This is a genomic window from Sphingomonas sp. M6A6_1c (assembly GCF_053345135.1).
Window position 1 is genome coordinate 1 of sequence record NZ_JBKEZO010000003.1, and the last position, 25,165, is coordinate 25,165.

General features: G+C 67.9%; 18 protein-coding genes and 1 pseudogene. 9 read left to right on the forward strand and 10 right to left on the reverse strand.

What is annotated here, in order from left to right:
* Nucleotides 1–1,704, reverse strand: a 1,704-nt coding sequence (locus tag ACLBWH_RS06080; protein WP_447797509.1) for a glycoside hydrolase family 3 protein, incomplete at its 3' end; no start/stop codon positions are given.
* A gap of 71 nt (nucleotides 1,705–1,775) precedes the next feature.
* Nucleotides 1,776–4,130: a TonB-dependent receptor gene (locus ACLBWH_RS06085; RefSeq protein WP_322850790.1), complete on the reverse strand. Its 2,355-nt coding sequence runs from the start codon at nucleotides 4,128–4,130 to the stop codon at nucleotides 1,776–1,778.
* A gap of 252 nt (nucleotides 4,131–4,382) precedes the next feature.
* On the opposite strand from ACLBWH_RS06085, the gene ACLBWH_RS06090 reads away from it, so the two are divergent.
* The 3 genes and pseudogenes from ACLBWH_RS06090 (at nucleotide 4,383) to uxuA (ending at nucleotide 9,596) form a co-directional block, all read left to right on the forward strand.
* On the forward strand, nucleotides 4,383–7,076 hold the full coding sequence (locus ACLBWH_RS06090; protein WP_447797511.1) for a glycoside hydrolase family 2 TIM barrel-domain containing protein: 2,694 nt from the start codon (nucleotides 4,383–4,385) through the stop codon (nucleotides 7,074–7,076).
* Complete coding sequence (locus ACLBWH_RS06095) at nucleotides 7,073–8,356, forward strand: MFS transporter (protein WP_322850792.1); 1,284 nt, start codon at nucleotides 7,073–7,075, stop codon at nucleotides 8,354–8,356. The genes ACLBWH_RS06090 and ACLBWH_RS06095 overlap by 4 nt, the downstream gene beginning before the upstream one ends.
* Nucleotides 8,357–8,378: 22 nt before the next feature.
* A pseudogene (uxuA, locus tag ACLBWH_RS06100) lies at nucleotides 8,379–9,596 on the forward strand (mannonate dehydratase).
* Here uxuA and ACLBWH_RS06105 read toward each other — a convergent pair.
* Nucleotides 9,553–11,013, reverse strand: a complete 1,461-nt coding sequence (locus tag ACLBWH_RS06105) for a PAS domain S-box protein (RefSeq protein ID WP_447797514.1) — start codon at nucleotides 11,011–11,013, stop codon at nucleotides 9,553–9,555. The pseudogene uxuA and the gene ACLBWH_RS06105 sit on opposite strands and share 44 nt — an antisense overlap.
* A 160-nt stretch (nucleotides 11,014–11,173) precedes the next feature.
* Here ACLBWH_RS06105 and ACLBWH_RS06110 point away from each other — a divergent pair, with 160 nt between their 5' ends.
* The 3 genes from ACLBWH_RS06110 to ACLBWH_RS06120 all read left to right on the forward strand — a co-directional run bounded on the left by ACLBWH_RS06110 (nucleotide 11,174) and on the right by ACLBWH_RS06120 (nucleotide 12,543).
* On the forward strand, nucleotides 11,174–11,443 hold the full coding sequence (locus ACLBWH_RS06110; RefSeq protein ID WP_038658230.1) for a GlsB/YeaQ/YmgE family stress response membrane protein: 270 nt from the start codon (nucleotides 11,174–11,176) through the stop codon (nucleotides 11,441–11,443).
* 144 nt (nucleotides 11,444–11,587) lie between these two features.
* Nucleotides 11,588–11,890 carry a hypothetical protein gene (locus ACLBWH_RS06115; protein ID WP_447797515.1) on the forward strand — a complete coding sequence of 101 codons (303 nt, stop codon included), beginning with the start codon at nucleotides 11,588–11,590 and terminating at the stop codon, nucleotides 11,888–11,890.
* Between the two features lie 23 nt (nucleotides 11,891–11,913).
* Nucleotides 11,914–12,543, forward strand: a complete 630-nt coding sequence (locus ACLBWH_RS06120) for a hypothetical protein (protein WP_322850796.1) — start codon at nucleotides 11,914–11,916, stop codon at nucleotides 12,541–12,543.
* Nucleotides 12,544–13,048: 505 nt separating this feature from the next.
* Here ACLBWH_RS06120 and ACLBWH_RS06125 read toward each other — a convergent pair.
* From ACLBWH_RS06125 to ACLBWH_RS06135, 3 genes are all read right to left on the reverse strand, one after another.
* Nucleotides 13,049–14,869, reverse strand: coding sequence for a DUF885 domain-containing protein (locus tag ACLBWH_RS06125; protein WP_447797517.1), 1,821 nt, complete (start codon nucleotides 14,867–14,869; stop codon nucleotides 13,049–13,051).
* Nucleotides 14,870–14,999: 130 nt separating this feature from the next.
* Entirely contained in the window at nucleotides 15,000–16,340 is a 1,341-nt protein-coding gene (locus ACLBWH_RS06130) for a PQQ-dependent sugar dehydrogenase (protein ID WP_447797519.1), read from the reverse strand.
* On the reverse strand, nucleotides 16,337–16,819 hold the full coding sequence (locus ACLBWH_RS06135; RefSeq protein WP_447797521.1) for a DUF2231 domain-containing protein: 483 nt from the start codon (nucleotides 16,817–16,819) through the stop codon (nucleotides 16,337–16,339). The genes ACLBWH_RS06130 and ACLBWH_RS06135 overlap by 4 nt, the downstream gene beginning before the upstream one ends.
* Nucleotides 16,820–17,070: 251 nt before the next feature.
* Between ACLBWH_RS06135 and ACLBWH_RS06140 the strand changes: the two genes are divergently transcribed.
* From ACLBWH_RS06140 to ACLBWH_RS06150, 3 genes are all read left to right on the forward strand, one after another.
* Nucleotides 17,071–17,874, forward strand: a complete 804-nt coding sequence (locus tag ACLBWH_RS06140; RefSeq protein WP_447797523.1) for a hypothetical protein — start codon at nucleotides 17,071–17,073, stop codon at nucleotides 17,872–17,874.
* A 97-nt stretch (nucleotides 17,875–17,971) separates the two neighbouring features.
* Nucleotides 17,972–18,970 carry a ribosome small subunit-dependent GTPase A gene (gene rsgA / locus ACLBWH_RS06145; RefSeq protein ID WP_447797525.1) on the forward strand — a complete coding sequence of 333 codons (999 nt, stop codon included), beginning with the start codon at nucleotides 17,972–17,974 and terminating at the stop codon, nucleotides 18,968–18,970.
* Between the two features lie 560 nt (nucleotides 18,971–19,530).
* A complete protein-coding gene (locus ACLBWH_RS06150; protein ID WP_447797526.1) occupies nucleotides 19,531–21,141 on the forward strand; it encodes an FAD-dependent oxidoreductase in 1,611 nt (536 codons plus the stop codon).
* Between the two features lie 225 nt (nucleotides 21,142–21,366).
* Here ACLBWH_RS06150 and ACLBWH_RS06155 read toward each other — a convergent pair whose 3' ends face one another.
* The 4 genes from ACLBWH_RS06155 to ACLBWH_RS06170 are packed head-to-tail and all read right to left on the reverse strand — an operon-like array spanning nucleotide 21,367 to nucleotide 25,087.
* Nucleotides 21,367–22,365 (reverse strand): EthD domain-containing protein, encoded by a 999-nt coding sequence (locus ACLBWH_RS06155; protein ID WP_447797528.1) that lies wholly within the window; start codon nucleotides 22,363–22,365, stop codon nucleotides 21,367–21,369.
* Nucleotides 22,366–22,404: 39 nt separating this feature from the next.
* The gene (locus tag ACLBWH_RS06160) at nucleotides 22,405–23,268 is read right to left on the reverse strand and encodes an NAD(P)-dependent oxidoreductase (RefSeq protein WP_447797530.1); all 864 of its coding nucleotides are present in this window, start codon (nucleotides 23,266–23,268) and stop codon (nucleotides 22,405–22,407) included.
* Nucleotides 23,265–24,104, reverse strand: a complete 840-nt coding sequence (locus ACLBWH_RS06165; RefSeq protein WP_447797531.1) for an SDR family NAD(P)-dependent oxidoreductase — start codon at nucleotides 24,102–24,104, stop codon at nucleotides 23,265–23,267. The genes ACLBWH_RS06160 and ACLBWH_RS06165 overlap by 4 nt, the downstream gene beginning before the upstream one ends.
* Nucleotides 24,101–25,087 (reverse strand): aldo/keto reductase, encoded by a 987-nt coding sequence (locus tag ACLBWH_RS06170; protein WP_447797533.1) that lies wholly within the window; start codon nucleotides 25,085–25,087, stop codon nucleotides 24,101–24,103. Before ACLBWH_RS06170 ends, ACLBWH_RS06165 begins: the two co-directional genes overlap by 4 nt.
* Between the last annotated feature and the right edge of the window lie 78 nt (nucleotides 25,088–25,165).

Consider the following 25,165-nt stretch of genomic DNA (forward strand, 5'->3'; position numbering starts at 1 on the left):
GCCCATCGGGAAGGTGATCGGCAGGCGGCCCGAGGGATTGATCTTGCCGGTCAGCACGTCGGCAATGGCCTGCGCGCCTTCCTGTCCCGGATACCAGGCGGCGAGAATCGCCTTCACCTGGTCGCGCCACGGCATCGCGATGGGATTTCCGGTCTCGAGCACGACGATCGTATTGGGATTGGCCTTGGCGACCGCCGCGACGATCGCATCCTGCCCACGGGGGAGCGCCAGATCGGGCGAATCGAATCCCTCGACCTCATATTTGTTGACGAAGACGATCGCGACATCGGCGCGCGCCGCGACGGCGGCCGCCGCGTGCTGAGAGAGACCGGGATCGAATTCCACCTTCGCCTGCGGTGCGGCGGCGGCGAGCGCGTCGGTCGGGGCGCCGGCGAACCAGCGTGCGATACGCCAGCTACCCATCTGGCCGCTGCCGCCGATCGGATCGCTCGCCGCCCAGCCCTTGGGCGGCAGGCCCTGCGATGAACCGCCGCCGGATAGAACGCCGATCTGCGCCTTCTCGCCGATCACCGCGATCGTTCGTGCGGTCGCCGCGATCGGCAGCACGCCGTCGTTCTTGAGCAATACGATGCCCCGCCGCGCGACCTCGAGCGCGGTGGCGGCGTGCGCGGCCATGTCGACCGGCGCCTGCTGCGACCAGTCGGTGACACCGACCGCCTTCATCGAGCGCAGGATGCGCCGCACCATGTCTGAAAGGCGCGTCCGGTCGAAACTGCCGTCGGCGAGCTTCGCCTTCAGCGGCGCGCCGAACCAGATTTGCTTGTCGAGCTGGTCGCCGGATTGCTGGTCGAGGCCCTTGATCGCGAAATCGGCCGCGGAAACCGCGCCCCAATCGCTCATCACCCAGCCCTTGTAGCGCCAGTCCTGTTTGAGCACGCGATTGAGCAGGAAGTCGTTGCCGCATGCCTTGGCGCCGTTGACGAGGTTGTAGGCGCACATGATCGATCCGGGCTTGCCGGTCTCGATCGCGATCTGGAACGCGAGCAGGTCGGATTCGCGCAATGGCGCCTCATCAATCGTCGCGTTCCAGGTGTGGCGGTTCGTCTCGTTCGAATTGAGGGCGAAATGCTTGGCGGTGGCGATCACCCCGGCCTCTTGCGTGCCGCGGATCGCCGCGCCGCCCATCAGACCGGAGAGCAGCGGGTCTTCGGAGATATATTCGAAATTGCGGCCGTTGCGCGGATCGCGGGTCAAATTGATTCCGCCGCCCAGCAAGACGTTGAATCCGCGCGCACGTGCTTCCTGGGCGACGAGGGTGCCGCCGCGGCGCGCCATTTCCGGGTCGAAGGTCGCGCCCAGCGCCAATCCGGCGGGAAGCGCGGTGGCGGTATCGTCCTTGCGGATCCCGAACGGATTGGTGACGCCGAGGCTCGCGTCGGTTTCGCGCAATGACGGCACGCCGAGCCGCGCAACGCCGGGAACATAGCCCGCGCCGGGTACGACATCGTCGGGCCAGACGAGATTGGGATCGCCGAAGCCGGGGATACGCAACGCCATGAAACCGTGGATCAGCGAGAACCGCTCGTCGTCGGTCATCCGCGCTTCGGTCTCCGCCGCCCAGCGATCCGCCGCCGCTTCGGCGGGCGCGACGGCGCGCGCCGCCGATCTGGCGGACAGGGGGGCGTCGCAGCTTCCGACGACGGCAGCGCATAGCAGCAACAGCGTTCGCATCTTCGTCTTCATCGGGGCACCTGTCTGCGAAACGTGGATCATAAGGGCCGGTCCCGCGACGCCGCCGCGGGACACGGGCGGCATCAGAAGCGCGCGCGCGCGCGAATGCCGGCGTAGCGGCGGGCGTTGCGCGAGAAGGTCTGCGCGACCAGCCCGGCGGTGCCACCCGATGCGATGCCGAGCGCGCTGGCATAATGTTTGTCGAACACGTTGTTGACGAACAGCGCGACGCGCACGCCGCCGCGATCCTTCTGGTCGATGCCGATGCTGCCGTTGACGATCGCATAGGCGCCCTGCACGAGCGCGGGGTTGCTGAAGTCGAACTTCACCGCGCTCTGATAGCTGACGTCGGCCTGGACGAAGCCGTCGAACGGCAATTGCGGCATCGGTACGTCGTAATTGCCGCCGACGTTGAACTTCCAGCGCGGCGCATTGGCCAGGCGCTGTCCCGCCAGATTCTGGAATCCCGTCGCCGATCCTGCCACCGGCAGGCAGCCCTGCGCCGCGGTCTGGCCAGTATAGCATTGCGCGTTGGGATATTCGCGGATCTTGGCATCGGTGAAGCTCGCGCCGCCGTCGATCGTCAGCATCTCGGTCGGTCGTGCCTGCCACTCCGCCTCGATGCCGCGGGTGCGCACCTTGCCGACGTTGTTGAGCTGCAACTGGATCGTCTGATCCGGCAATTGCACGCCGGACTGTGCCTGGAAATCCTTGAAGTCGGTCCAGAAGGCGGCGACGTTGAGCTGGAAGCGATTGTCGAGGAACCGGCTCTTGAGACCAAGCTCATAGGCGTTCGACGTTTCGGGCCGCACCGGCACCGCCGCACGCGCGGCGGTGAAGCCCGTCGAGATATCGTATCCCTGCCCCTTATAGCCGGTGGAATAGGACGCATAGGCCATGATCCGCTCGGCAAGATCCTGACGCAGCGCGATCTTGCCGGTCACGACGCTGTCCTTCGCCTTGCCGAGGCATTGGGCGAGGCAGGTGGCATTGTTCGCCGGCACCGTCGCGGGCGTCACCAGATTGATGAAACGGGCCGAAACATCCTCGTGATTGGCGCGCAGCCCGACATCCAAATGCGTCGCGCGGGCGAGGTCGTAGGAGGCTTGGCCGAACACCGCATAGGTCGTCGTGCCACTGGTCGAATTCCACCGGGCGACGACGGGACCCGAAGGGCCGCGGTCGAAGTTGCGATCGGTCTTGCCGTCGGAATAATAGAAACCGAAGACATAGCTTAGCGGATCGGAGCCCTTGGAGGCGATACGCAGCTCCTGCGCGAACTGGCGGGCATGGAAGCCGCTCTGCGCGACGATGCCGTTGGCGAGGCCCAGCACCGGACTGGCGATATAGTCGAAATCCTCCATGAAGCGGAAGCGCCAGTCCTGATAGCTGGTGATCGAGACCAGGTTCGCCGCGCCGAGATCGACGGTGACGCGGCCGCTGCCGTTGGTCTGCAGGCTCTTGTTGAACAGCGGGCCGTTGAAGGCGGTGCTGAAATTGTCCTCGCCGGGGGTGATCCCGGTCAGCGTCGCGGTGAGCGGCGTGCCGTAGACCGCGGCGCCGGCGGGCACGGTGCGGAACGTCCGCGCCGTGCCACGGCTTTCGGACATCGAATGACCCGCGATCAGGTCGATGGTGAGGCCGGGCAGGGGATCGATCGCCAGGCGGCCACGCAGGCCGTAGCTGCGATCGTTGTTGAGCCGGCGGCCGTCGTAGACGTTCTTGATGAAGCCGTCGCGATCACCGTAGAAGCCGTTGAGGCGGAAGCCGACATGCTCGGCGATCGGCCCGGATATCACCGCATCGACGCGATATTCGTCATCCGTCGTCGCGGTGCCGCTGACCGCGCCGGTCAGCGTGGCGCTCGGGCCCTGCGACACGATGTTGAGCGCGCCGGCCGACGCGTTCTTGCCGAACAGCGTACCCTGCGGACCACGCAACACCTCGATCCGCGCTATGTCGCTGAGGCCCGAGAAGGCCTGCGCTTGCTGCAGCAGGGCGACGTCGTCGACGATGACGGCGACCGATGGCTCGATCGCGGTCGAAAAGGCGACCGTACCGATGCCGCGCAGGTTGATCGAATTGTTGGTCGGCACCGCGCCCGTAGTGACGGTGAGGCTGGGGGCTAGCCGCGTCAGGTCGCTGACCGTCGCGACGTTGCGATTGACCAGAGTATCGGCGGTGATCGCGGTGACCGCGACCGGCACATCCTGCAGATTCTGTTCGCGCTTCTGCGCCGTGACGACGATGTCCTCCAGGGCGCCGGTGTCGGTGGCCGATGTGTTCGAACCCTGCTGGTCGCCGGGCGGCGAGAGCGGGCTGGCCGCGCCGTTACCGGATGGGGTGTTGGCGGGGGCGATGCCGCCCTCCTGGGCCAACGCCGGGTGCGCCAATGCCAGCGTCGCGACGCCACTCAGCCAAACGATACCTTTGCGCATGCTGTCCTCATCCCTGATGTAACGCCGCATGGTTGCGGTCTGGTAAGGCCACATTAGGTGACTGGTCTGTAGAGTCAATATCACCTTATCCGACCACGGGTTGCCCGACGGTGTTCATGGTCACCATGGGCTCGGCAAGAGGTGGTTTAAGGCCGCAGCGGGCAGGCGGAACGCGTATCGCCTGATAAGTGGACGAGCCACTGGTAAGGCCGATATTTTGATGTTATCGCCGATCGGACAGGAGAGACAATCATGATGACTGACCGTTTCATGCGGCTGCTCGTCGCTGGCACGCTGGTATCTGGCGTGCCGATCGCCGCGGCACGGGCGCAGGTATCGACGCCTACCGCGCAGGGCGACGCCCGCGCCAGCCAGCCGCTGACGACCGGCTGGCGTTTCCACCAGGGCGACGCGCCCGCGGACGTCACCGCCGAGAGCTTCGACGATGCGGGCTGGCAGGCGGTCACCGTGCCGCACAGCTGGAACCGCGTCGGCTTCTACCGCCCCGATCCGCAGAACCACATCCACCGTGCCGAAACGGTCGACAAGACGCAGGGGCTCGGCTGGTATCGCCAGCGCTTCGCCGTTCCGGCGGCGATGCGGGGCAAGCGTATCTGGCTGGAGTTCGACGCGGCGAGCCGGACCGCCAGCGTCTGGCTCAACGGCAGGAAGCTCGGCGATCATGCCGGCGGCTTTTCGCGGTTCCGGCTCGATGCCACCGATGTGTTGCGCAAGAGCGGCGACAACGTCCTGGTGGTGCGCACCGACAATAGCGTTCCCGCCGGCAAGGATGCGGCAACCGCCGACATCCTGCCGCTGACCGGCGATTTCTTCGTCCACGGCGGGTTATACCGTCCGGTGCGGCTGATCGCGGTCGATCCCATCCATGTCGATCTCTCCGATTTCGGCGGTTCGGGCGTCTTCGCGACCACCGCCAGCGCCAGCGCGACCGCCGCCCGGATCGATGTCCGGACGCGCGTCGCCAACGCCGACCGTCGCGCCGGTGCCGCCCGGATCACCGCCAGCCTGATCGATGCCGAGGGACGCGTCGCGGCATCGGCCCGGTCGTCGCTGAAGCTCGCCGGCGGCGCCACGCAGGAGGGCGCGCTGGTCCTCGACGTCGCCGATCCTCACCGCTGGCAGGGGACCGACGACCCCTATCTATATACGCTGTCGGTCGATGTCACCGATCCGCGCGGTCGCCTGCTCGATCGCGTCCGCCAGCCGTTCGGCATCCGCACGATCCGCATCGACCCCGATCAGGGTCTGTTCCTCAACGACAGGCACGTGTCGCTGCACGGCGTCGGCTATCATCAGGACCGCGAGGGGAAGGGCTGGGCGATCGACGCCGCCGATGTCGCCGCCGATGTCGCGATCATGCGCGAGATGGGCGTCAACGCGATCCGCCTGACGCATTATCAGCATGGCCAGACGATCCACGATCTCGCCGATCGTTACGGCCTGCTGGTGTGGGACGAGATCCCGCTGGTGTCCGCCTGGACGCGGCGCGGCGAGCTGGAGCCGCGCGCGGCGCTGGTCGACAATGCTCGCCAGCAGATGCGCGAACTGATCCGCCAGAACGGCAACCATCCCTCGGTCGTCACCTGGGGCATCGCCAACGAGGTCGATTTCGGCAATTCCTTCCCGGCCTTCCTGACCGGCTTCGCCGACGGCCGGACGCCCGATCCGATGCCGCTGCTCAAGACGTTGCAGGACGTCGCACATGCCGAGGATCCCAGCCGCCGCACCGCGCTCGCGACCTGTTGCGAAGGGCGGCTGTTCGACGACAAGGTGACCATTCCGACCACCGCCAATGCTGCCGATCTGGGCGGCGCGAACCGCTATTTCGGCTGGTATTTCGGCATTCCAGGCGATCTGGGCCCGCATCTCGACCTGCTCCACGCCAAACGCCCGCAACAACCCTTGTCGGTAACCGAATATGGCGCGGGCGGTGCGACCACCATTCATACCGACGACGTCCACGGCGGCCCGATCGACTCGCGCGGGCGCGTCCAGCCCGAGGAATATGAGAGCTATATCCATGAGGAGGCGTGGAAGACGCTGAAGGCGCGACCTTATCTCTGGGCGACGTTCCTGTGGAATTCGTTCGACTTTGCAACGACGATCCGGGCCGAAGGCGATGCGCAGGACATCAATACCAAGGGGCTGGTCACCTACGACCGGGCGATCCGCAAGGACGCGTATTACTTCTACAAGGCCAATTGGAGCCAGACGCCGACGGTCCATATCAACGGGCGGCGGTATGTGGACCGCGCCTATCCGGTCACCGACGTGCGCGTCTACAGCAACGCGGTCTCGACCGACCTGCTGCTCAATGGGCGCTCGTTGGGAACGCGCAGCGGCTGCCCGGATCGCATCTGCGTCTGGCAGAACGTCGCGCTCGCGGCGGGAAGCAACGCGCTCGTCGCGCGCGGCGGAACCACTGAGGACCGCGTCGACTGGACGCTCTCCGCTGACGCTGCTGCCAACGTCCGCATCGACGCCGGCGCGATCGTCGCTGCGCCCGCGACGCGGCGGTTCGGGTCCGACGCCTTCTTCACCGGCGGGACGGCGGGAACGCTGACCAAGCCCGCCGATTACGGCAAGCCTGCGGTCGCGGCGGTGATCGCGGGCACGGCGGATGCCGCGGTGGCGGCGACCTATCGCGAAGGCCGCTTCGCTTATGCGATCCCGCTGGCCGATGGTCGCTACACGGTGACCCTGACCTTCGTCGAACCGGCGCTGGCGGCGGGCGCACGCGTGTTCGACGTCACCGCCGACGGCAAGCCGATCGTCAAGGCGCTCGACATCGCGCGCCAAGCCGGCGGCACGGCGAAGGCGCTGACCCGCAGCGCTGTGGTCACGGTGCGCGGCGGCAAGCTCGATCTCGCCTTCGTCCCCGCCAAGGGCGACGCGATCGTCTCCGGCATCGAGATCGTGCGATGAGCCAGGCTCGGCGTAGCTGGCGCGACATTCCCTTACGCTGGCGGCTGATCGGGCTGGTGACGTTGGGGACGATCCTCAACTACCTCGCCCGCTCGACGCTGTCGGTCGCGGCGCCGCAGCTCAAGACCGAATTCGGCATGACGACCGAGGATTACAGTTGGGTCGTGCTGGCATTCCAGGCGAGCTATACCGTGATGCAGACCGTCGCGGGCGGGGTGCTCGACGCGCTGGGCACGCGGCTCGGCTTCTTCCTGTTCGCGATCGGTTGGGCGCTCGCCAACATGGCGCATGCGCTGGCGACGGGATGGCCGAGCCTCGCGCTGTTTCGCGCGCTGCTCGGCGCCAGCGAAGCGGCGGCGATCCCGGCAGGCGCCAAGACGGTGTCCGAATGGTTTCCGCCGCGCGAACGCTCGCTGGCGACCAGCGTGTTCCAGATGGGCACCAGCGTCGGCAATATGATCGCGCCGCCGCTCGTCGCTTTCTGCATCCTCGCCTGGAACTGGCAGGCGGCGTTCGTCGTCACCGGGGGGCTCAGCCTCGTCTGGGCCTTGCTCTGGTATTGGGCCTATCGCAGCCCCGCGGATCATCCGGCACTGAGCGTCGCCGAGCGCGATGCGATTTCCGCGGCGCGTGACGAGGACGTCGGTGGCAAGCCGGCGACGCGCCGGGATCTGCTCAAAAGCCGCGCGTTCTGGGGTATCGCGGTCCCGCGGTTCCTCGCCGAACCGGCGTGGCAGACGTTCAACTTCTTCATCCCGCTGTATCTCGTCTCGGTCTGGCAGCTCGATCTGAAGAGCATCGCGCTGTGGGCATGGATGCCGTTCCTCGCAGCCGATTTCGGCAGTCTCGCCGCGGGCGTGCTGCCGAACTGGCTGATGCGGCGCGACGTGTCGCTGGTCGCGTCGCGCAAGATCACTATGACGGTCGGCGCGATCTGCATGATCGGGCCGGCGTGCATCGGTCTCGCCGCCTCGCCGGGGGTCGCGATCCTGCTGTTCTGCATCGGCGGATTTGCGCATCAGATGTTGAGCGGGGCGCTGATCACCTTGTGCGCGGACATGTTCGACAGCCGCACCGTCGGGACGGCGAGCGGCATGGCGGGCACCTCTGCCTGGGTCGGCGGCATGCTGTTCACCTTGCTGATCGGGCAGAGCGCGGATGCCTGGGGCTATGATCCGTTGTTCGCGGCACTGGCCGGCCTCGACCTGCTCGCCGCCGCCGTTCTGTGGAGCCTGCTGCGCGCCAAACCGCGCGCGGCCACGACGATTGTGGAAGACTGATATCGTGTTGATGACACAGACGATGCGCTGGTTCGGGCCGGCCGACCCGGTACGGTTGCGCGATATCCGCCAAGCGGGCGCAGGCGGTGTGGTGACCGCGCTGCACGAGGTGCCGAACGGCGCGGTGTGGCATCGCGACGCGATCGCCGAGCGCAAGGCGATGGTGGCGGCCGCGGGGCTCGACTGGACCGTGGTCGAGAGCCTGCCGGTCGACGAGCGGATCAAGACGCGCTCGGGCGATTGAGACATGCTGATCGACCATTACCGGCAGAGCCTCGTCAACCTCGCCAGCTGCGGGATCGATGTGGTGACGTATAATTTCATGCCGTTGCTCGACTGGACGCGGACCGATCTCGACTGGGAACTGCCCGATGGCGCGCGCGCGTTGCGGTTCGAGGCGGTGGCAGTCGCGGCCTACGACCTGCACATCCTGCAGCGGCCGGGCGCGGAGGACAGCTATGACGCGCCGACGCGCCACGCGGCGGCGGCGCGTTTTGCCGCGATGGACGCGACGGCGCGCGCAAAACTGGAGCGGACGATCATCGCCGGTCTGCCGGGAAGCGAGGAGGGGTTCACCTCCGCCGAATTCCTGCGGGCGATCGGCACCTATGCCGACGTCGATGCGGCGCGGTTGCGCGATCATCACGTTGCCTTTCTCGAGGCGGTGTGTCCGCTGGCGGACGAACTGGGGATCAGGCTGGTCGTCCATCCCGACGATCCGCCCTTTCCGATCTTCGGCTTGCCGCGCGTCGTCAGCACGGAGGCGGATGTCGCCGACCTCTTCGCGCGCGTGCCCAACGCATCGAACGGGCTGTGTCTGTGCACCGGATCGTTCGGGGTGCGGGCCGACAACGATTTGCCGGGCATGGTCGATCGGCTGGGCGATCGCATCGGTTTCCTCCATCTGCGCTCCGTCCAGCGCGAGGCGAACGGCGCGTTTCACGAGGCCGAGCATCTCGGCGGCGACGCCGGCATGACGGCGGTCGTCGCGGCGGTGCATCGCCTCTCGGTCCGCGAGGGGCGCAGCATCCCGATGCGACCCGACCATGGCCATCAGATGCTCGACGATCTCGGCCGGACGACCAATCCCGGCTATTCGCTGCTCGGGCGGATGCGAGGCCTCGCCGAATTGCGCGGACTCGAACGCGGCATCGCGCACGGCGCCGATGACTGTCGATCCGCGCCGGGGCCGCGAGCTACGAGCCGTGCGAGCCCATGCCGCGTTCCCGACCCCAGATAACCGCGCCGCTGCGCCGGCTCACCCCCAATTTGGCGTAGATCCGCGCGACGTGGTTGCGCACGGTGTTGCGTGACAGGCTCAGGCGTTCAGCGATGCCGGTATCGTCCAGATCGTCGCAGATCAGGCCGAGCACCTCCCGCTCGCGGGGGCTGAGGTCTTCGGCGGGAGACTGCGTCTGCGGGCGGCGGAGCGTGGCCAGCTTGTCGAGGATGGAGCGGCTCAACCAGCTCGTATCCTGCATCACCTCGTCGATGGCCTTGGCGAGTTCGAGTTCGTCGCGGCGGCGCTCTGTCACGTCCTGATAGACCCACAACACGCAATCCGTCCCATCGACGTTGATGGCCTCGCCCGACACGAGGCAGTCGATCAATCCGCCCGTGCGCGACCGCAGCCGCGCTTCATAGTGGCGCAGCGTGCCGTGTTCCGCCACGAGCCGGTCCGCTGCGTGATAGGCGTCGCGCACGTCCCACACGCCTTGGCCGTCCGTCGCGGGCCCGGTGAGCTCTGCGCCGTCATATCCCGTCAGTGCCCGGAACGCCGCGTTGACGCGGGTGATCGAACGGTCGGCGCCTTGCGTCACCGCCATGGCGACGGGGGCCATCTCGAACACGGTCAGAAGATGCCGTTCGCTGGCGGCGAGCGCCTGCTCGGCCTCGCGGCGCGGCTGAAGGTCGGCAAAGGTGAGCAGCAGCGCGTCCTCTTGCGTGACGTCGATCGGCTGGCCGGCAAACAAGACCAGCCGCCGCGATCCGTCCGCCGCGAGCAATTCGGCTTCGGCCTGGGGCACGACCCGCCCCTCCTCGATCAACGTCTTGACCTTTTTCGCGTCCGCCAAGCCGCCGAGCAGATCGAGGCCGAACAGCGCCTTGCCCCTCAGGTCGTCTTCATTGAACCCCGTCAGCGACTGGAATCCCCGATTGGCCCGCATCACGCGCAGATCGGACAGGCGCACGACCAGCGCCGGCGCCGGGTTCGCCTGGAACATCGCCTTGAACCGCGCTTCGGCATCGAACCGCGCGGAGACATCGCAGAGAACGAGGGCGAGATAGTCCGGCTCTCCGCCATCCACATCCATCGTGACGTCGCGAACCTGATGCACCCAGCGCACCTCGTCCTCGCCCGCCGGCATCACCTCGACGATCTCGTCCGGAAAGCTGTCCCCGGCGAGCAGCCGGAACAGCGGATAGTCGCGGCGCTTCAGCCGCCGGCCGGTGCCCGAGCGGAGCGTGAAGCGTTCGGCATAGCCTTCGGCGGTCGCACCCAGATCCTCGAGCTCTTCGATGCCGTGCATGCGCAAGGCCGCGGCGTTGGCACTCAGGATCATGCCGGTGGCATCGAGCAGGATCACACCGTCGAGCAACTGCGCCATAAGCTGTTTGAGGTGGCGGAGCGTCGGCGAGGAAGCGGGTGTCGGCATGGTCCTACAAGCGCGCGGGCGGCGCCGACGTTCCCGATCGATACTAGTCCGATTAGTGCTGGTGCACCAATGGTCCCGGCCCGCGATCCGGTGCCGATCTGAACATCATCGTGCCGTCGCCCGTTGAGCGACCACGAATTCATGATGTGAAGGAACCACCATGGGACTGATTGTACTTCTTATCGTCGGCGGATTGATCGGCTGGGTGGCGAGCATGATCATGCGCACCGACGGCCAGCAGGGGATTTTCCTCAACATCGTCGTCGGCATCGTCGGCGCCATGCTGGCGGGCTTCCTGATCACCCCGTTGATCGGCGGCGCACCGATCACCAGCGGCGTGATCAGCATCCAGTCCGTGGTGGTATCGCTGCTGGGCGCGGTGGTGCTGCTGGCGATCATCAACCTCTTTCGCCGCGGCGCGGTGCGCTGAGCGACAGCTCGGCCGTGCGTCCCGCCCGACCGGGCGGGGCGATACGGCCGGGCCGACGCGCGAGCGACATCGCCGGCCGGTCCCGCGAACGCGGGCCGTTCGCAGACCCGGCGAGCACACGACAACATCAACCCAGGAGAGTTTATGGTTCGATATCTGCTGGCCGTCTCGGCCGTCGCCCTGTTCGCCAGCGCCGCGCCGGCGCAGACGCAGGCCGGCTCCCATAACCCGGCGGTAAAGAACGGCGCGCCGCACGGCGTCGCGGCGCCCGCCAAGGGCGCCAATTCGTTCACCGAGGACCAGGCGCGCGGTCGCTTTGCGAAGGCGGGCTACACGCTCGCGTCCAAGCTCACCAAGCAGAACGGCCTTTGGCAGGGTGCGGCGACCAAGGGCGGAAAGCAGCTCACGGTGATGCTGGACTACAAGGGCAACATCACCACGCGCTGATCGAATTCACCAGGAGAGATTTCATGTCACAGACCATCACGCGACTGTTCGACAATTATGCAGATGCCACCACCGCAGTCCGCGATCTGGAACAGCTCGGGATCGCGCATGGCGATCTGAGCATCGTCGCGAGCAATGCCGACGGCCATCACGACGACCGTACCGCGCACGATCATGACGGTGTCAACGATCACGGCGATGTCAGCCGTGGCGTATCGACCGGCGCGATGCTGGGCGGGGCTGGCGGTCTGCTCGCGGGGCTCGGGCTTCTCGCCATCCCCGGGCTCGGACCGATCGTCGCTGCCGGATGGCTTGCGGCGACGGCCGCCGGCGCCGGGATAGGCGCAGCGGGCGGCGCGGCGACGGGCACGATTGTCGGCGCGCTCAAGGACGCCGGGCATGACGAGAACGACGCCCACGTCTATGCCGAGGGTGTCCGTCGCGGCGGGTCGCTGGTGAGCGCCAAGGTGCCCGACGCGTTGGTCGGCGAGGCCGAAGCCGTGCTCGACCGGAACGGTTCGGTGACGGCGGCGACGCGCGGCGCCAGCTATCGCGAGAGCGGCTGGAGCTCGTTCGATCCGGATGCGCCTGCCTATACCGCCGATCAGGTGCGCGAGGAGCGCACCCGCTACGCCCAGCCGGCGCGCTTCTGACCGCAGCCTCCGCTCCCGCCGACCGGCGGGAGCGGAGGGGCGGCGTTGATGTCGCAGGTCTTTGGATCGTCACCCCGGACTTGATCCGGGGTCCCGCTGTGGGCGGGATCGACATTCATCGTCGGAGCGTAAGTCCTCCCCCGCCAGGGGGAGGTGGCATGCCGCAGGCATGTCGGAGGGGGAGGAAAGGGAAACGTCGGTTCCGTGTCCTCCCCCTCCGTCACGGCTTCGCCGCGCCACAGTGCCGGGTCGGTCATGCCCCCGGCATGACCTTGAACGGCCGGGGGCCGTTCAACCCGGCACTCCCTGGCGGGGGAGGAATTACAATAGCCCACAAGCTGAATGGCGATCGGCCTTGGGCTCCGGCCTCGGGAAAAGCGTCACCCCGGCTCAGGGCCGGGGTGACGGTTGAAGTTCCGTTCGGATCAGAGCGATACGGTTTCGGCGCGTAACCCTGACCGTCGATCGGCCATGGCGCGATCGGCAATTCCTTCCCCGCCGCCGCTCATGCGCGGCCGCCGTTGGCGATGAAGGCGTCGACGCGGGTTTCCAGTACCTTGAGCGGCAGTGCGCCGGCCAGCAGGATCGCATCGTGGAAGCGGCCGATCGAGAAGGCGGCGCCGAGGGCCGCTTTCGCTTTTTCGCGCAGGCGCAGGATGGTGATCTTGCCGACCATATAGCTGCTCGCCTGGCCGGGGGAGACCGCATAGCGTTCGATCTCCTGCGTCGACAGCGAGATGGGGTCGCCGTCGATGCCGCTGAGCGTCGCGATCGCTTTCTCGCGGCTCCAGCGCTTGGCGTGGATGCCGGTGTCGACGACGAGCCGGCCGGAGCGGAGCAGCGCGTCGTGGATATAGCCCAGCTCCCACGCCGGCTGATCCCTGTAGAAGTTCATCTCGTCGGCGAGCTGTTCGGCATAGAGCGCCCAGCCTTCGATATAGGCGCCGAAGAACAGGATCTTGCGGTACATCGGCAGCGCCGATTCACGCTGCAGCGTGATCTGGAGATGGTGGCCGGGGACGCCTTCGTGGAAGGTCGTCGTCGGCATGTCCCAGAACGGCGCCTCGGCCGTGTCGCGCAGGTTGAGCCAGTAGATGCCGGGGCGCGTGCCGTCGAGGCTTCCCTCCGTATAATGGGTCGAGGAGGCCGCCTCGGTCGCTGCGGGGATGCGGCGGATTTCGAGCGGCGTCTTGGGCAGCGTCGCGAAATAGGCCGGCAGCCGCAGCTGCATCGCCTGGACCAGCGCGTTGAGGTCGGCGATCTCCTTGGTCTTGCCGGCGTCGGTGTTGGGATAGAGGTAGCGCGGGTCCTTGAAGAGGCCGGCGTACCGTTCGGCGACGGTGCCCTTGGTCATGCCGAGCTTGCCGAACAGCATGTCGGCGCGCGCACTCAATTCGCGCGTGACGTCGAGCCCCATCTGGTGGACCTCGTCGGGCGACAGGTCGCTTGTCGTCGCGGCGCGCAGCGATGCGGCATAATAAGCGTCGCCGTCGGGCAACCGCCAGACGCCCGCGTCGTGCACCGCCTTCGCCCGCAGCGTCGTGAGCAGCGCCATCTGCCGGTCGAGCGCCGGAACCACTTTCTTGTCGTAGATCGCGCTGGCACGGGCCTGCCAGTCGCCGACGATCCCCTTCGCCTGCGCGCGGGTCGCGAGCGAGGTGACGAGCGTCGAGGATGCGGCGGGTTGGCGCAGCACCTTCATCTGCCCCAGCGCGCCGTCGATCGCGAAATCGGGCGGGACGACGCCGAGGCCGGCATCGTGGCGGACGCGCTCGATCTCCTGATCCATGACGACGGCGAAGGCGTCGAGGCGGGACAGATAGGCCTCGCAGTCCGCCGCGGTCGCGATCGTATGCTGGCTGTCGAGGAAGTCGGGCGTACCCGAATAGGCGCCGCTCAGTTGCGACAGGACATACGGGCTGCCCGCACCGGTGCCGCCATACGCGAAGCGGCGATCGGCGGCGTCGGTCGCTTCGGTGTCGTAGAGGACGGCATCATAATTGATCGCGGCAGGGGCGCTCAATTGCGCGCGGTCGATGCGGCGGAGCTGGCCGAGCTGCTCCGTCACCAGGCGCTTGCGCCGCGCGAGCGCGGCCGGCGACGCGTCGTCGAGGCGGCGCTTCGCCGACGCCCGCGTGCCGGTATCGACGCCGAGCGAAGTCGCCAGCGTCGGGCTCTCGTCGAGCGCGGTCTTGTAGAAATCGTCAAGCAGGCGCGCCAATGCCGCATCGGCAGGTCCGGCCGCCGTGGTCGCCGCGGCAGACGCGCCCCGCGACAGGGCCAGGGTCGCGGCGGAGCCCAGACAGAACAGACGGCGATCGAGCATCCCTGATTTCCTTTGTCGCGCAACGGCTTCGGCCAGAATGCCGGGCGTTTCGCAGGCGCCGCTATATCGAGCGGACCCAGGATAGAACAGTCGCGTAAGACCTATCGTCGCACCCCGGCATGTCGCCTGTTCATCGCGCCGCGGACACCCGCCACACGACGTTGCCCGCATCGTCGGCGACGAGCACGGCACCGGTGCGATCGACGGCCACGCCGACCGGACGGCCGCGCACCTTGCTGCCGTCCGCGGTCAGGAAGCCGGACAGGAAATCCTGTGGCTTGGCGGAGGGGCGGGCATTGGCGAAGGGGACGAAGATCACCTTGTAGCCGTTGAGCTCGTCGCGGTCCCAACTGCCGTGTTCGCCGATCAACGCGCCGCCGCGGTATTTCGCGGGCAGGCTGCTGCCGGTGTAGAAGGTGAGGCCGAGCGCGGCGACATGGCTGCTCAACGCGTAATCGGGCGGGATCGCGCGCGCGACGAGATCGGGGCGCTGAGGCATGACGCGGGGATCGACGTGCTGGCCGTAATAACTGTACGGCCAACCATAGAAGCCGCCATCGCGCACCGAGGTCAGATAATCGGGGACGAGGTTCGGGCCCAGTTCGTCCCGCTCGTTGGCGACGACCCACAAGGTGCTGGTGCCGGGATAGAAACTCGGGCTGTTCGGATTGCGCAACCCCGAGGCGAAGACCCGCGACCGGCCGGTCGCGCGATCAATCTCCCAGACTGCAGCGCGGTTCTTTTCCGCCTCCATGCCGTTTTCGGTGATGTTGCTGTTCGAACCGACCGTTGCGTACAACAGGGTGCCGTCGGGGCTGAGCGTCAGGCTCTTGGTCCAGTGATGGTCGATCGGGCCGCCGGGCAATTCGGTAAGGCGCACCGGCGCCGCGGTGATCCGGGTCTGGCCGAGTGCATAGGGATAGCGCAGCACCGCGTCCGTCGCCGCGACGTACAGATAGCCATCGGCGAAGACGACGCCGAACGGCGAGTTGAGATGGCCGAGCAGGACGGTGCGCAGTTCGGGTACGCCGTCGCCGTCGGCATCGCGCAACAGGGTGATCTGGTTGGTCGCGCCCTTGGGCTTGGCGCCGCTCTGGCCGGTCGCACGCTTCTGCACCCAGGAGACGATCGGGTTCTTGGGTCGGGTGATCGGATCGAGATTGGGACCCTGCGATTCGACGACGAGCACATCGCCATTGGGCAGCGCGAGCATGTTGCGGGGATGGTTGAGATCGCGCGCCAGCGCCTGCACGCGCAGCCCGGCCGGTGCGATCGGCGTCTCGTTCGCGCCCCAGCCGACGACTTCGGCGACATGGATCGGTGGCACGAGATATTGCTGCGGGGCGGGCAGGACCGGATTGGGGCCGATCTGGCTGTTGCGATCGAATTTGGCACCGCCGTCGTTACAGCCGGCGAGGGCCAGCACCAGCGCGGAGGCGGCGCCGGCGAGGATCTTACGGGTCACGGTCATGACCGAACCCCGACGCGATGCTTGTAGACGAGCGAACCGCCGAGCCACGCGCTGACGCCAAGCAGCAGCACCGAGATCGCCGACAGCGTCAGCCCGGTCGGCACCACGGCGGTCCAGCCGTCGCGGCTGTGGACGAAGGCGTTGACGATCTCGATCACGAAGACGCTGAGGTTGATGATCATATGCGGGGTCGCCGGGCGCGCGGCACGGACGCGGCGATCGCCGGCGTAATCGATGATCCCGGTCAGCGCGGCGAGGCCGCCCATCACCAGTCCGGCGGTGATCAGCCAGATCGAGAAATTGCTCCACTGGACGTTGGCCGAGCCGAGATAGGCGAGATCGGTGATCAACGCGCCGATGAAGCAGACGATCGGGAACGGCACCAGCATCGGATGCAGGGGGTGACCGAACAGCTTCGCCGTCGATCGCGGGTTGCCCTCGTCGCGCGCGGCGCGATCTGACGGTGTGTTGGCGCTCATCGCATTAGAGCGCAACGTACGCCGATCCGTTCCCTGATCGCGAAAGATATGGCCGCGACGTTCTTCTGTATAAACGTCGATCAAGAGTGTCGGGGGCAGGCGACGAATAGTCCGGATTATTTGCCGCCGGCGCAACGGACCCCGATCCTGCTTGTTACGAGCCGATGATGAGACGGATATCCCGAGGGGCAGGCCGCTGTGCCTGGATCGTCTGCGCCGGGCTGGCGGGTACCGGAGCGAGCGCGCAGTCGGTGCCGACGATCGATACCGAAGATGCCACGCTGGGCAGCGCCGATGTCGGCGACGGCCGGGTCCACCCGATGCTCGCATTCGATGCGCGCAACGGCGATTTCGCGCGCGGCAATTACGACGACGATCGCGCCGATCTCGCGCGCCTGCCCGTGCACGCGCAGATCGGCGCAGCGATCGACCTGTCGCACGGCGCGGACGGCGAGACGACGAGCTGGCTGGTGCTGCGCTCGTCCAACGGCGTCCACGCGCCGGGCCGAAGCGAGAGGCGCGCGCCGCGCGCCTGGTACGAGAGCAACACCCTCGCCGCTTTGGTCTTCGCACCGTTGAAGGGGCTGCGGACCGCCGCGGTCTATACGATCAAGACAAGCCCCAACCACGTATCGGGCACGACGCACGAAGCCAGCGTGTCGCTCGCCTATGCCGGGAAGGACGGCTTCGGCAGGATCGCGCCGACCTTCGTCGTCACGACGCGGACCAGGGGGGACGGCGGCGTCTATGCGCAGGCGGCGATCGAGCCGGGCGTCGACCTCGGCAAGAGCGAACGCGCGCCGCGGTTCAGCCTGCCGCTCGCGATCGGGACGGGTTGGCACGGCTTCTACGGCACACGCAGCGGCAACCGATCATTCGCCAGCGCCGGCGCGGCGCTGGAGGCGCCGTTCCTGCTCGGCGCGACGCATGGGACGATGCGCTGGGAGGCGCTGGCGCTGGTCCGCGACGACCGTCTCGCCGCGCTCAGCGGGCCGGGCGGCGAGACCGCGACGGTGATCCCGCTGGTGACCTGGTCGCTGTCGGTGGCCTATTGATCGCCGGGTCGCGACGACGATGGCGCATGACGGCCCGGGCAAGATCGTGCATGACCGGCGACGGGTCCGTGCTCAGAAAGATGCTGCTGCGAACATTATGAATTCGACCGACCAGACATTGCGCGACCTCGGCTGGGACGATCATTTCGCCGCCCAGTTGACGCCCGAGGAGGCGACGCAGACCCATGCCGTGCGGGTGATGGCGGTGCATCGCGGTCAGGTCGAAGTCGTCGGAGCGGGCGTCGACAGGCTCGTCTCGCCTTATGTGCAGGGCGCCAGACCGACCGACGATCATCCGACCGTCGGCGACTGGCTGCTGATCGCCGACGACACGCTGCTGCCCGTCCGCGTGCTCGCCCGCAAGAACCTGTTCAAGCGGCGCGCGCCCGGTGATGCCCGCAAGGAGCAGATGATCGCGGCGAACGTCGACACCGTCTTCATCGTCGCCTCGTGCAACCAGGATTTCAGCGTCGCGCGGCTGGAGCGCTATCTCGTCCTCGCCCGCGAAGCCGGGGTGCAGGCGGTCGTGGTGCTCACCAAGATCGACCTGACCGAGACGCCGGCGGACTACGTCGCCGCGATCCGCGCGATCGAGCCCGATCTGGCGATCGAGACGGTCGACGGGCGCGAACCGGCGCAGGTCGCGCGGCTCGCCGGCTGGTGCGGCGTCGGCCAGACGGTGGCGTTCCTCGGTTCGTCGGGGGTCGGCAAGTCGACCCTGGTCAACAGCCTGCGCGGATCGGACAGTATCGCCACCCAGGCGGTTCGCGCGAACGACGACACCGGCCGGCACACGACGACGGTACGCCGGATGCATCGGCTCGACCACGGTGGCTGGCTGCTCGATCTGCCCGGCATGCGCGAGCTGCAATTGTCCGAAGCGGCGGAGGGCATCGCCGACGTCTTCGACGATTTCGCGCTGGCGGCGGCGGATTGCCGCTTCTCCAATTGTTCGCACGGCAACGAGCCGGGGTGCGCGGTACGTGCGGCGATCGAGGCGGGAACGCTGACCCGCGAGCGGTTCGACCGCTGGCGCCTGCTCGCCGCCGCCGAGAGCGCCAACGCGGCGCCGGTCTACAAGCGACGGCCGCGCTAGGCCGGGTCGACATTCAAGTTGTGGAAGATGACAATTCCTCCCCCGCCAGGGAGTGCCGGGTTGAACGGTCCCCAGCCGTTCAAGGTCATGCCGGGGGCATGACCGACCCGGCACTGTGGCGCGGCGCAGCCGTGACGGAGGGGGAGGACACGGAACCGATGTTTCCCTTTCCTCCCCATCCGTCATGCCTGCGGCATGCCACCTCCCCCTGGCGGGCAGGGCGATCGCATATGGCCATTGGGGTGTTGCAACGGCTTTCCCATCCCCGTCATGCCGGACTTGATCCGGCATCCCGCTTCTTCGCGCCGTCCAAAGAAGCGGGACCCCGGCGCAAGGCCGGGGTGACGAAGTGGATTTGGAGGGCGAACGACTTACCGTGAGGGCCATATGCGATAGCCCTGCCCTGGCGGGGGAGGAATTCGGCTGATTATCGATCCCGCCTAGCGAGGCGTCGAGCGGGGGCGATACGGTAACGAACCGGCGTTCCGCGCCACGGACGACGACGGCGTTGCGGTGCGGTGATCGCGTCCTTAGCTTGGGCGCGATTGGGGAATGGGTCGATGGAAACGATTGGACGCGATCTCAACGAGATGCAGCGCATTCCGTTGGAGCCGGCGCATGTCCGCGCGATTCGCGCGACCAGCAGCGAGAGATGCTACCGCAAAGGTGAGCTGCTCGCCAAGATCGGCGATCCGGCGGACCGGTTCGTCTATGTCGAGACCGGCGAGATCGAGGTGGTCGATCCGTTCACCGGCGACCGTCTGGTCCCGTCGACGCTGGGACCGACGCAGTTCATGGCCGAAATCTCGCTGCTGTCGGGCGGCAGCTGGTCGATGACGATGCGCGCCGCCGCCGACACCCGCGTCGTCGAAGTGCCGCGCGGGGACATGCTGCGGCTGATGTCCGAAATCCCCGAAATGTCCGACATCGTCATTACCGTGCTGGCGGCGCGGCGGCGGCGGCAGCTGGACGAGGGCACGGGCATGCTAGTGCTGGTCGGCGAGGAGGTCGACCGCGACGTGCGGCGGGTGGCCGAGTTCGCCGCGCGCAACCGCATGCCCTACCGCTCCTATCCGCTTGGCAGCGCGGATGCCGCGCGGGTGGCGGTGAGCTGCGGGACGCCGGACGACACGCCGGTGGTGCTTTACGGGCGCGACCTCATCGTCACCGATCCGACGCCGGAAAAGGTCGCGCGGCTGCTCGGGCTCGATCGCGACCTGCCCGAGCACGAGGCGTTCGACCTGCTGATCGTCGGTGCCGGCCCCGCCGGCGTCGCGGCGGCGGTCTATGCCGGCGCGGAAGGGCTGCGCGCGCTCGTCGTCGACGAGACCGCGATCGGCGGCCAGGCGGGCACGTCGAGCCGGATCGAGAATTACATGGGTTTCCCGACCGGGATATCCGGTGCCGATCTGGTCTGGCGGGGCGAGGTGCAGGCGATGAAATTCGGCACGCGCTTCGTCATGCCGCGGCGGGTCGCATCGCTGGAAACACTGCCCGACGACCAGTTCTGCGCGACCTTCGCCAATGGCGAGCGGGTGCGCGCCAATGCGGTGGTGGTCGCGACCGGGGTGCAATACCGCCGGCTGCCGCTCGAAAGGCTCGCCGAATTCGAGGGCGTCGGCGTCTATTATGCCGCGACCGAGACCGAGGCGCGCTATTGCCGCGAGGCGGAGGTGGTGGTGATCGGCGGCGGCAATTCGGCCGGGCAGGCGGCGATGTTCCTCAGCCGCAGCGCGCGACACGTCCGGCTGCTGGTGCGCGGCGACAGTCTGGCGACGTCGATGTCGGACTATCTGTCGAGCCGGTTGCAGGCCGATCCGGGAATCACGATCGAATATGGCGCGCATGTCGCCGCCTTGCACGGCGCCGACCGGCTGGAGGCGGTGACAATCCGCGACAAGGCCGGCGACCGGCGGGTGGAAACCTGCGCGATGTTCGTGATGGTCGGCGCCGCGCCCAACACCGGCTGGCTGGCGCAGCTGGTCGCGCTCGACGACAAGGGGTTCGTGCTGACCGGCGCGGACGCCGGTGCCGCCTCGCCCTATGCGACGTCGCGCCACGGCATCTATGCCGTCGGCGACGTGCGCGCAGGGTCGGTCAAGCGGGTCGCCTCGTCGGTCGGCGAAGGCTCGGTCGTCATCTCCAAGGTGTGGGAATACGTCCGCCGCTGATCCGCCGCCGGTGGAGGGTTATCGGCTGTAGCTGCTCCACAGTGTTCCTGCGAAAGCAGGAACCCAAGGCCAGGCAGAACGATGATCTGCGGCGTTCCGGGCTCCTGCGTTCGCAGGCGCATCGGTGGGTTTACAGACGTCTCGGATCAGCCGGGGCTGGCAGGTTCGATTCGGAGGGCGCCGGCAGGGGCGCGCATATGCGTACCCCTGCTCGCCGACGGAGGGTCAGAACTCCGTCGCGCGCTCCGGGTGGAGGCGGTTGATGACGCTGTAGTTGATCGCCGTCCAATATTCCGAGCCTTCGCCGAGCAGATCGGCCTCCGCCGCGGCGATCGTCGCGCCATCCTTGCTCATCAGGAAATCCTCGACGTCGTTCATCGAGGCGAAGGCGAAGATCGACACCGCATCGATCTTGCTGCCCTCCGGGTCCTTCTGCGTCGAGCCGATATTGTGGAGCTGCGCATAGCGGCGGACGAATTCGCCCGTCGCCGGCTGCGCCATCACCAGCCGCGCATGCTCGCGCAACAGCCGCTCCTGGAACGCCTCGCGCGACAGATCGGGGCGGCGCATGTGGATCTTGACCAGGCTGACCGCGTCGCGGTGCCGCTCGCTGGGGATCAGGATATATTCGCGGGTGATCTCGCGCGTCACCATGCGGAAGGCGGTTTGTTCGTCGGCGATGATCCGCTTGGCGAATTTGTCCTGACTGAGCGTGCGCTCGATGTCGGCTTCCTCAGCATAAGCGATATAGGCGAGGCCGTCCCAGCGCGGGCGGACGAAGGCGGGCACCCGCTGCCAGGGATCGGCGGGCAGCAGACCGTGCTCGTCGACCATCGCGCGATAGGGCGGCGGGAAGGCGGAGGAGGGACCGCTCGCGACGCGGTGGATCTGGTCGTAGCGCACGACCCGCTCCGACGAGCTGCCCGGCTCGTCCCAGGCGAATTTCGGGCCGTGGACCTTGCGCCAATATTCGTCCCAATGTTCGAACGCGAGATTGGGGTCGCTCTCCAGCGCCAGTGCGTGCGGGCGCCAATTGGGCAGATGCACCTCATGCCCGTGACGGCTCTTCGCGGAGCCCGAATCCTGCGGGCGGTCGCCGCGCGCAGTATCGTCGACGCGGCTGACGAACGTCGGGGTGACGATCAGCGGCTTGCCGGTGGGGGTGTGCGTCTGGCCGAGGGGCGGGCGGTGAAGCGCGTCGCTGCGGTCGAAATCGATGGACATGAACGTCTCCGGATCGGGATAGGGGTGAAGTCGGTGGCGTCAGGGCAGGCCGGCGGCGCGGCGCACCGCCAGCCCGGCGGCGGCCCAGTCGATATCCTCGCCCTCGGTGGCGATCGCGCTGCGCAGATGGTCGCGGACGATGCCGAGCAGCGGCATCGGCACGCGCGACGCGGTCGCCGCGGCATCGACCAGCCCCATGTCCTTGAGGCCGAGCGGCGCGGTGAAGCCGGCGGGGCGGAAGCGATCCTCGACCAGGAAGTCGCCATAGGTCTTGTAGATCGGCGCATTGAACAACGTGCCGGTCAGCACGTCGAGCAGGGTACGCCGATCGACGCCGCCCTTGTCAGCCAGCGTCATCGCCTCCGCCATCGCCTCGACCGCGGCCATGATCATGAAGTTGCCCGAGAGTTTGACGAGGTTGGCGGCGGACGGCGTATCCCCGACGCGGAAGGTGCGCTGGCCGATCGCCTCGAACAATGGCGCGCAGCGGTCGAGATGCGCCGCCGCGCCGGCGGCGACGACGAACAGCTGCGCGGCCTCGGCGGCGGCGGGACGGCCGAAGACGGGCGCCGAGACGAAGCCGCCGGCGCCCGCCTCCGCGGCGAGCCGCTCGGCCATCGCGACGCCGATCGTGCTGTGCGAGACGTGCAGCGCCGGGCCGCCGGCGATCCCGTCGGGACCGAAGGTCACCGCCGCCAGCGCATCGTCGTCGGCGAGCATCGACATCACCACCTCGCCCTGCGCCGCATCCCGCGGGCTGGCGGCCAGCGTCGCGCCCGCGGCGACCAGCGGACCGGCCTTGTCGGGCGAGCGGTTCCACACCGCGACCTCGTGTCCGGCGGTGACGAGGTTCTGCGCCATGGCAGCGCCCATCCTGCCGAGCCCGATGAAACCGACCTTCATCGTCCGTCCTCCATATATGCGGCGAAGGCCGCGGCGTGATCGGGGTGCCAGCGCGACAGCGCCGGTCGGTTTTCGATCAGGTCACCCGCCGCCCAGGCGATCCGGCGGCGGTCCTGTTCGGATGTCGTCTCATTGTCCGGGCAGATCAGGTAGAAATCGCCGGCGGCGATGCCGGTCATCATGAAGTCCACCACCTGATCCGGCGACCAGGCGCCCGGCGGCTGTTCGCTGCGGCCGCGCGCGGTCATGCCGGTCCAGGTGAAGCCGGGGACGAGCAGATGCGCGGCGACACGGTCGCCGGTCTGCGTGCGCAACGTATGCGCGAGGCCTTCGGTGAGCGCCTTCACCGCCGATTTGCTGACGTTATAGGCGGTGTCGCCCGGCGGCTGCGTGATGCCCTGTTTCGAGCCGGTGTTGATCACCACCGCCGGTCCGCCGTGCGCGATCATCGCCGGCACGAACGCCTGCACGCCGTTGAGCACGCCGAACAGATTGACGCCGAGCAACCGGTCCCAGCCGTCGCGACTGGACAGCGCATCGCCGCCGCCGCCGACGCCGGCATTGTTCATCAGGACCGACACCGCACCGAACCGCGTCGCGACATCCGCCGCCAACGCCTCGACCGCTTGCTGGTCGGACACGTCGCAGGCCATGCCGATCGCATCGCCCGCGATCGTCGCCACCGCCGCGTCGAGCGCATCCTGTTCGCGGTCGACGAGGCATAGCCGCATGCCCTCGCGGGCGAAGCGCCGGGCGGCGGCGAGGCCGATCCCGCCCGCCGCGCCGGTGATCACCGCGACCGCACCGGGTGCGAAGGCGCCTGCCGCGGCGCTCATCGGCCCAGCGACGCCATCTGCGGCGCGGCATAGCGCGTGCCGGTCGCCGCGCCCGGCGGCAGGATGCGATCGATCCGCGCGCGGTCGTCGTCGGTCAGCGTCACGTCGAGCGCGCCGATATTGTCCTCCAGATAGCGGCGCCGCTTGGTGCCGGGGATCGGCACGATATCGTCGCCCTGCGCCAGCACCCAGGCGAGCGCGAGCTGCGCGGAGGTGCAGCCCTTCTCCTGCGCCATCGCTTCGATCTCCTGCACCAGCGAAAGGTTCTTGGCGAAGGCCTCGCCCTGGAAGCGCGGATTGTCGCGGCGGTAATCGTCGGCGGGGATATCCTCGGGGCGGCGGAACTGGCCGGTCAGGAAGCCGCGGCCGAGCGGGCTGTAGGGCACGAAGCCGATGCCGAGCTCGCGCACCGTCGGCAGGATCGCGTCCTCGGGATCGCGCGTCCACAGCGAATATTCGGTTTGCAGCGCGGTGATCGGATGCACCGCATGCGCGCGGCGGATCGTCTCGGGCGCGGCTTCCGACAGGCCGAGATACTTGACCTTGCCCGCGCGCACCAGCTCGGCCATCGCGCCGACCGTCTCCTCGATCGGCACCTCGGGATCGACACGGTGCTGGTAATAGAGGTCGATCACGTCGAGTCCGGTGCGTTGCAAGCTCGCGTCGCAGGCCTGACGGACGTAATCGGGGCGCCCGCTGATCCCCCGGAAGCTGCCGTCGGCGCCGCGCACCTTGCCGAACTTGGTCGCGACCACGACCCATTCGCGCCGTTCGCGCACGACGCGGCCGACCAGTTCCTCGTTGCGGCCGACGCCATACATGTCCGCGGTGTCGAGGAAGGTGAGGCCGAGGTCGATCGCGCGGTGGATCGTCGCCGCCGATTCGGCGTCGTCGCGACCGGCGTAGAATTCGGACATGCCCATGCAGCCGAGGCCGAGGGCGGAGACTTCGAGCCCTTGCGAGCCGAGCTTGCGCATTTCCATTGCCGAACATCCTATCTGGGGGTGCCCCCAAAGCGGATGAGGCGCGGCCATGTTCCCCGCGCCATGCGATCGGGCGAC

What these genes read in the sequence shown, in the direction of transcription:
- ACLBWH_RS06085 (WP_322850790.1), bottom strand. Translation starts at nt 4,130, where the DNA reads ATGCGCAAAGGTATCGTTTGGCTGAGTGGCGTCGCGACGCTGGCATTG.
- ACLBWH_RS06090 (WP_447797511.1), top strand. Translation starts at nt 4,383, where the DNA reads ATGATGACTGACCGTTTCATGCGGCTGCTCGTCGCTGGCACGCTGGTA.
- ACLBWH_RS06095 (WP_322850792.1), top strand. Translation starts at nt 7,073, where the DNA reads ATGAGCCAGGCTCGGCGTAGCTGGCGCGACATTCCCTTACGCTGGCGG.
- ACLBWH_RS06105 (WP_447797514.1), bottom strand. Translation starts at nt 11,013, where the DNA reads ATGCCGACACCCGCTTCCTCGCCGACGCTCCGCCACCTCAAACAGCTT.
- ACLBWH_RS06110 (WP_038658230.1), top strand. Translation starts at nt 11,174, where the DNA reads ATGGGACTGATTGTACTTCTTATCGTCGGCGGATTGATCGGCTGGGTG.
- ACLBWH_RS06115 (WP_447797515.1), top strand. Translation starts at nt 11,588, where the DNA reads ATGGTTCGATATCTGCTGGCCGTCTCGGCCGTCGCCCTGTTCGCCAGC.
- ACLBWH_RS06120 (WP_322850796.1), top strand. Translation starts at nt 11,914, where the DNA reads ATGTCACAGACCATCACGCGACTGTTCGACAATTATGCAGATGCCACC.
- ACLBWH_RS06125 (WP_447797517.1), bottom strand. Translation starts at nt 14,869, where the DNA reads ATGCTCGATCGCCGTCTGTTCTGTCTGGGCTCCGCCGCGACCCTGGCC.
- ACLBWH_RS06130 (WP_447797519.1), bottom strand. Translation starts at nt 16,340, where the DNA reads ATGACCGTGACCCGTAAGATCCTCGCCGGCGCCGCCTCCGCGCTGGTG.
- ACLBWH_RS06135 (WP_447797521.1), bottom strand. Translation starts at nt 16,819, where the DNA reads ATGAGCGCCAACACACCGTCAGATCGCGCCGCGCGCGACGAGGGCAAC.
- rsgA (WP_447797525.1), top strand. Translation starts at nt 17,972, where the DNA reads ATGAATTCGACCGACCAGACATTGCGCGACCTCGGCTGGGACGATCAT.
- ACLBWH_RS06150 (WP_447797526.1), top strand. Translation starts at nt 19,531, where the DNA reads ATGGAAACGATTGGACGCGATCTCAACGAGATGCAGCGCATTCCGTTG.
- ACLBWH_RS06155 (WP_447797528.1), bottom strand. Translation starts at nt 22,365, where the DNA reads ATGTCCATCGATTTCGACCGCAGCGACGCGCTTCACCGCCCGCCCCTC.
- ACLBWH_RS06160 (WP_447797530.1), bottom strand. Translation starts at nt 23,268, where the DNA reads ATGAAGGTCGGTTTCATCGGGCTCGGCAGGATGGGCGCTGCCATGGCG.
- ACLBWH_RS06165 (WP_447797531.1), bottom strand. Translation starts at nt 24,104, where the DNA reads ATGAGCGCCGCGGCAGGCGCCTTCGCACCCGGTGCGGTCGCGGTGATC.
- ACLBWH_RS06170 (WP_447797533.1), bottom strand. Translation starts at nt 25,087, where the DNA reads ATGGAAATGCGCAAGCTCGGCTCGCAAGGGCTCGAAGTCTCCGCCCTC.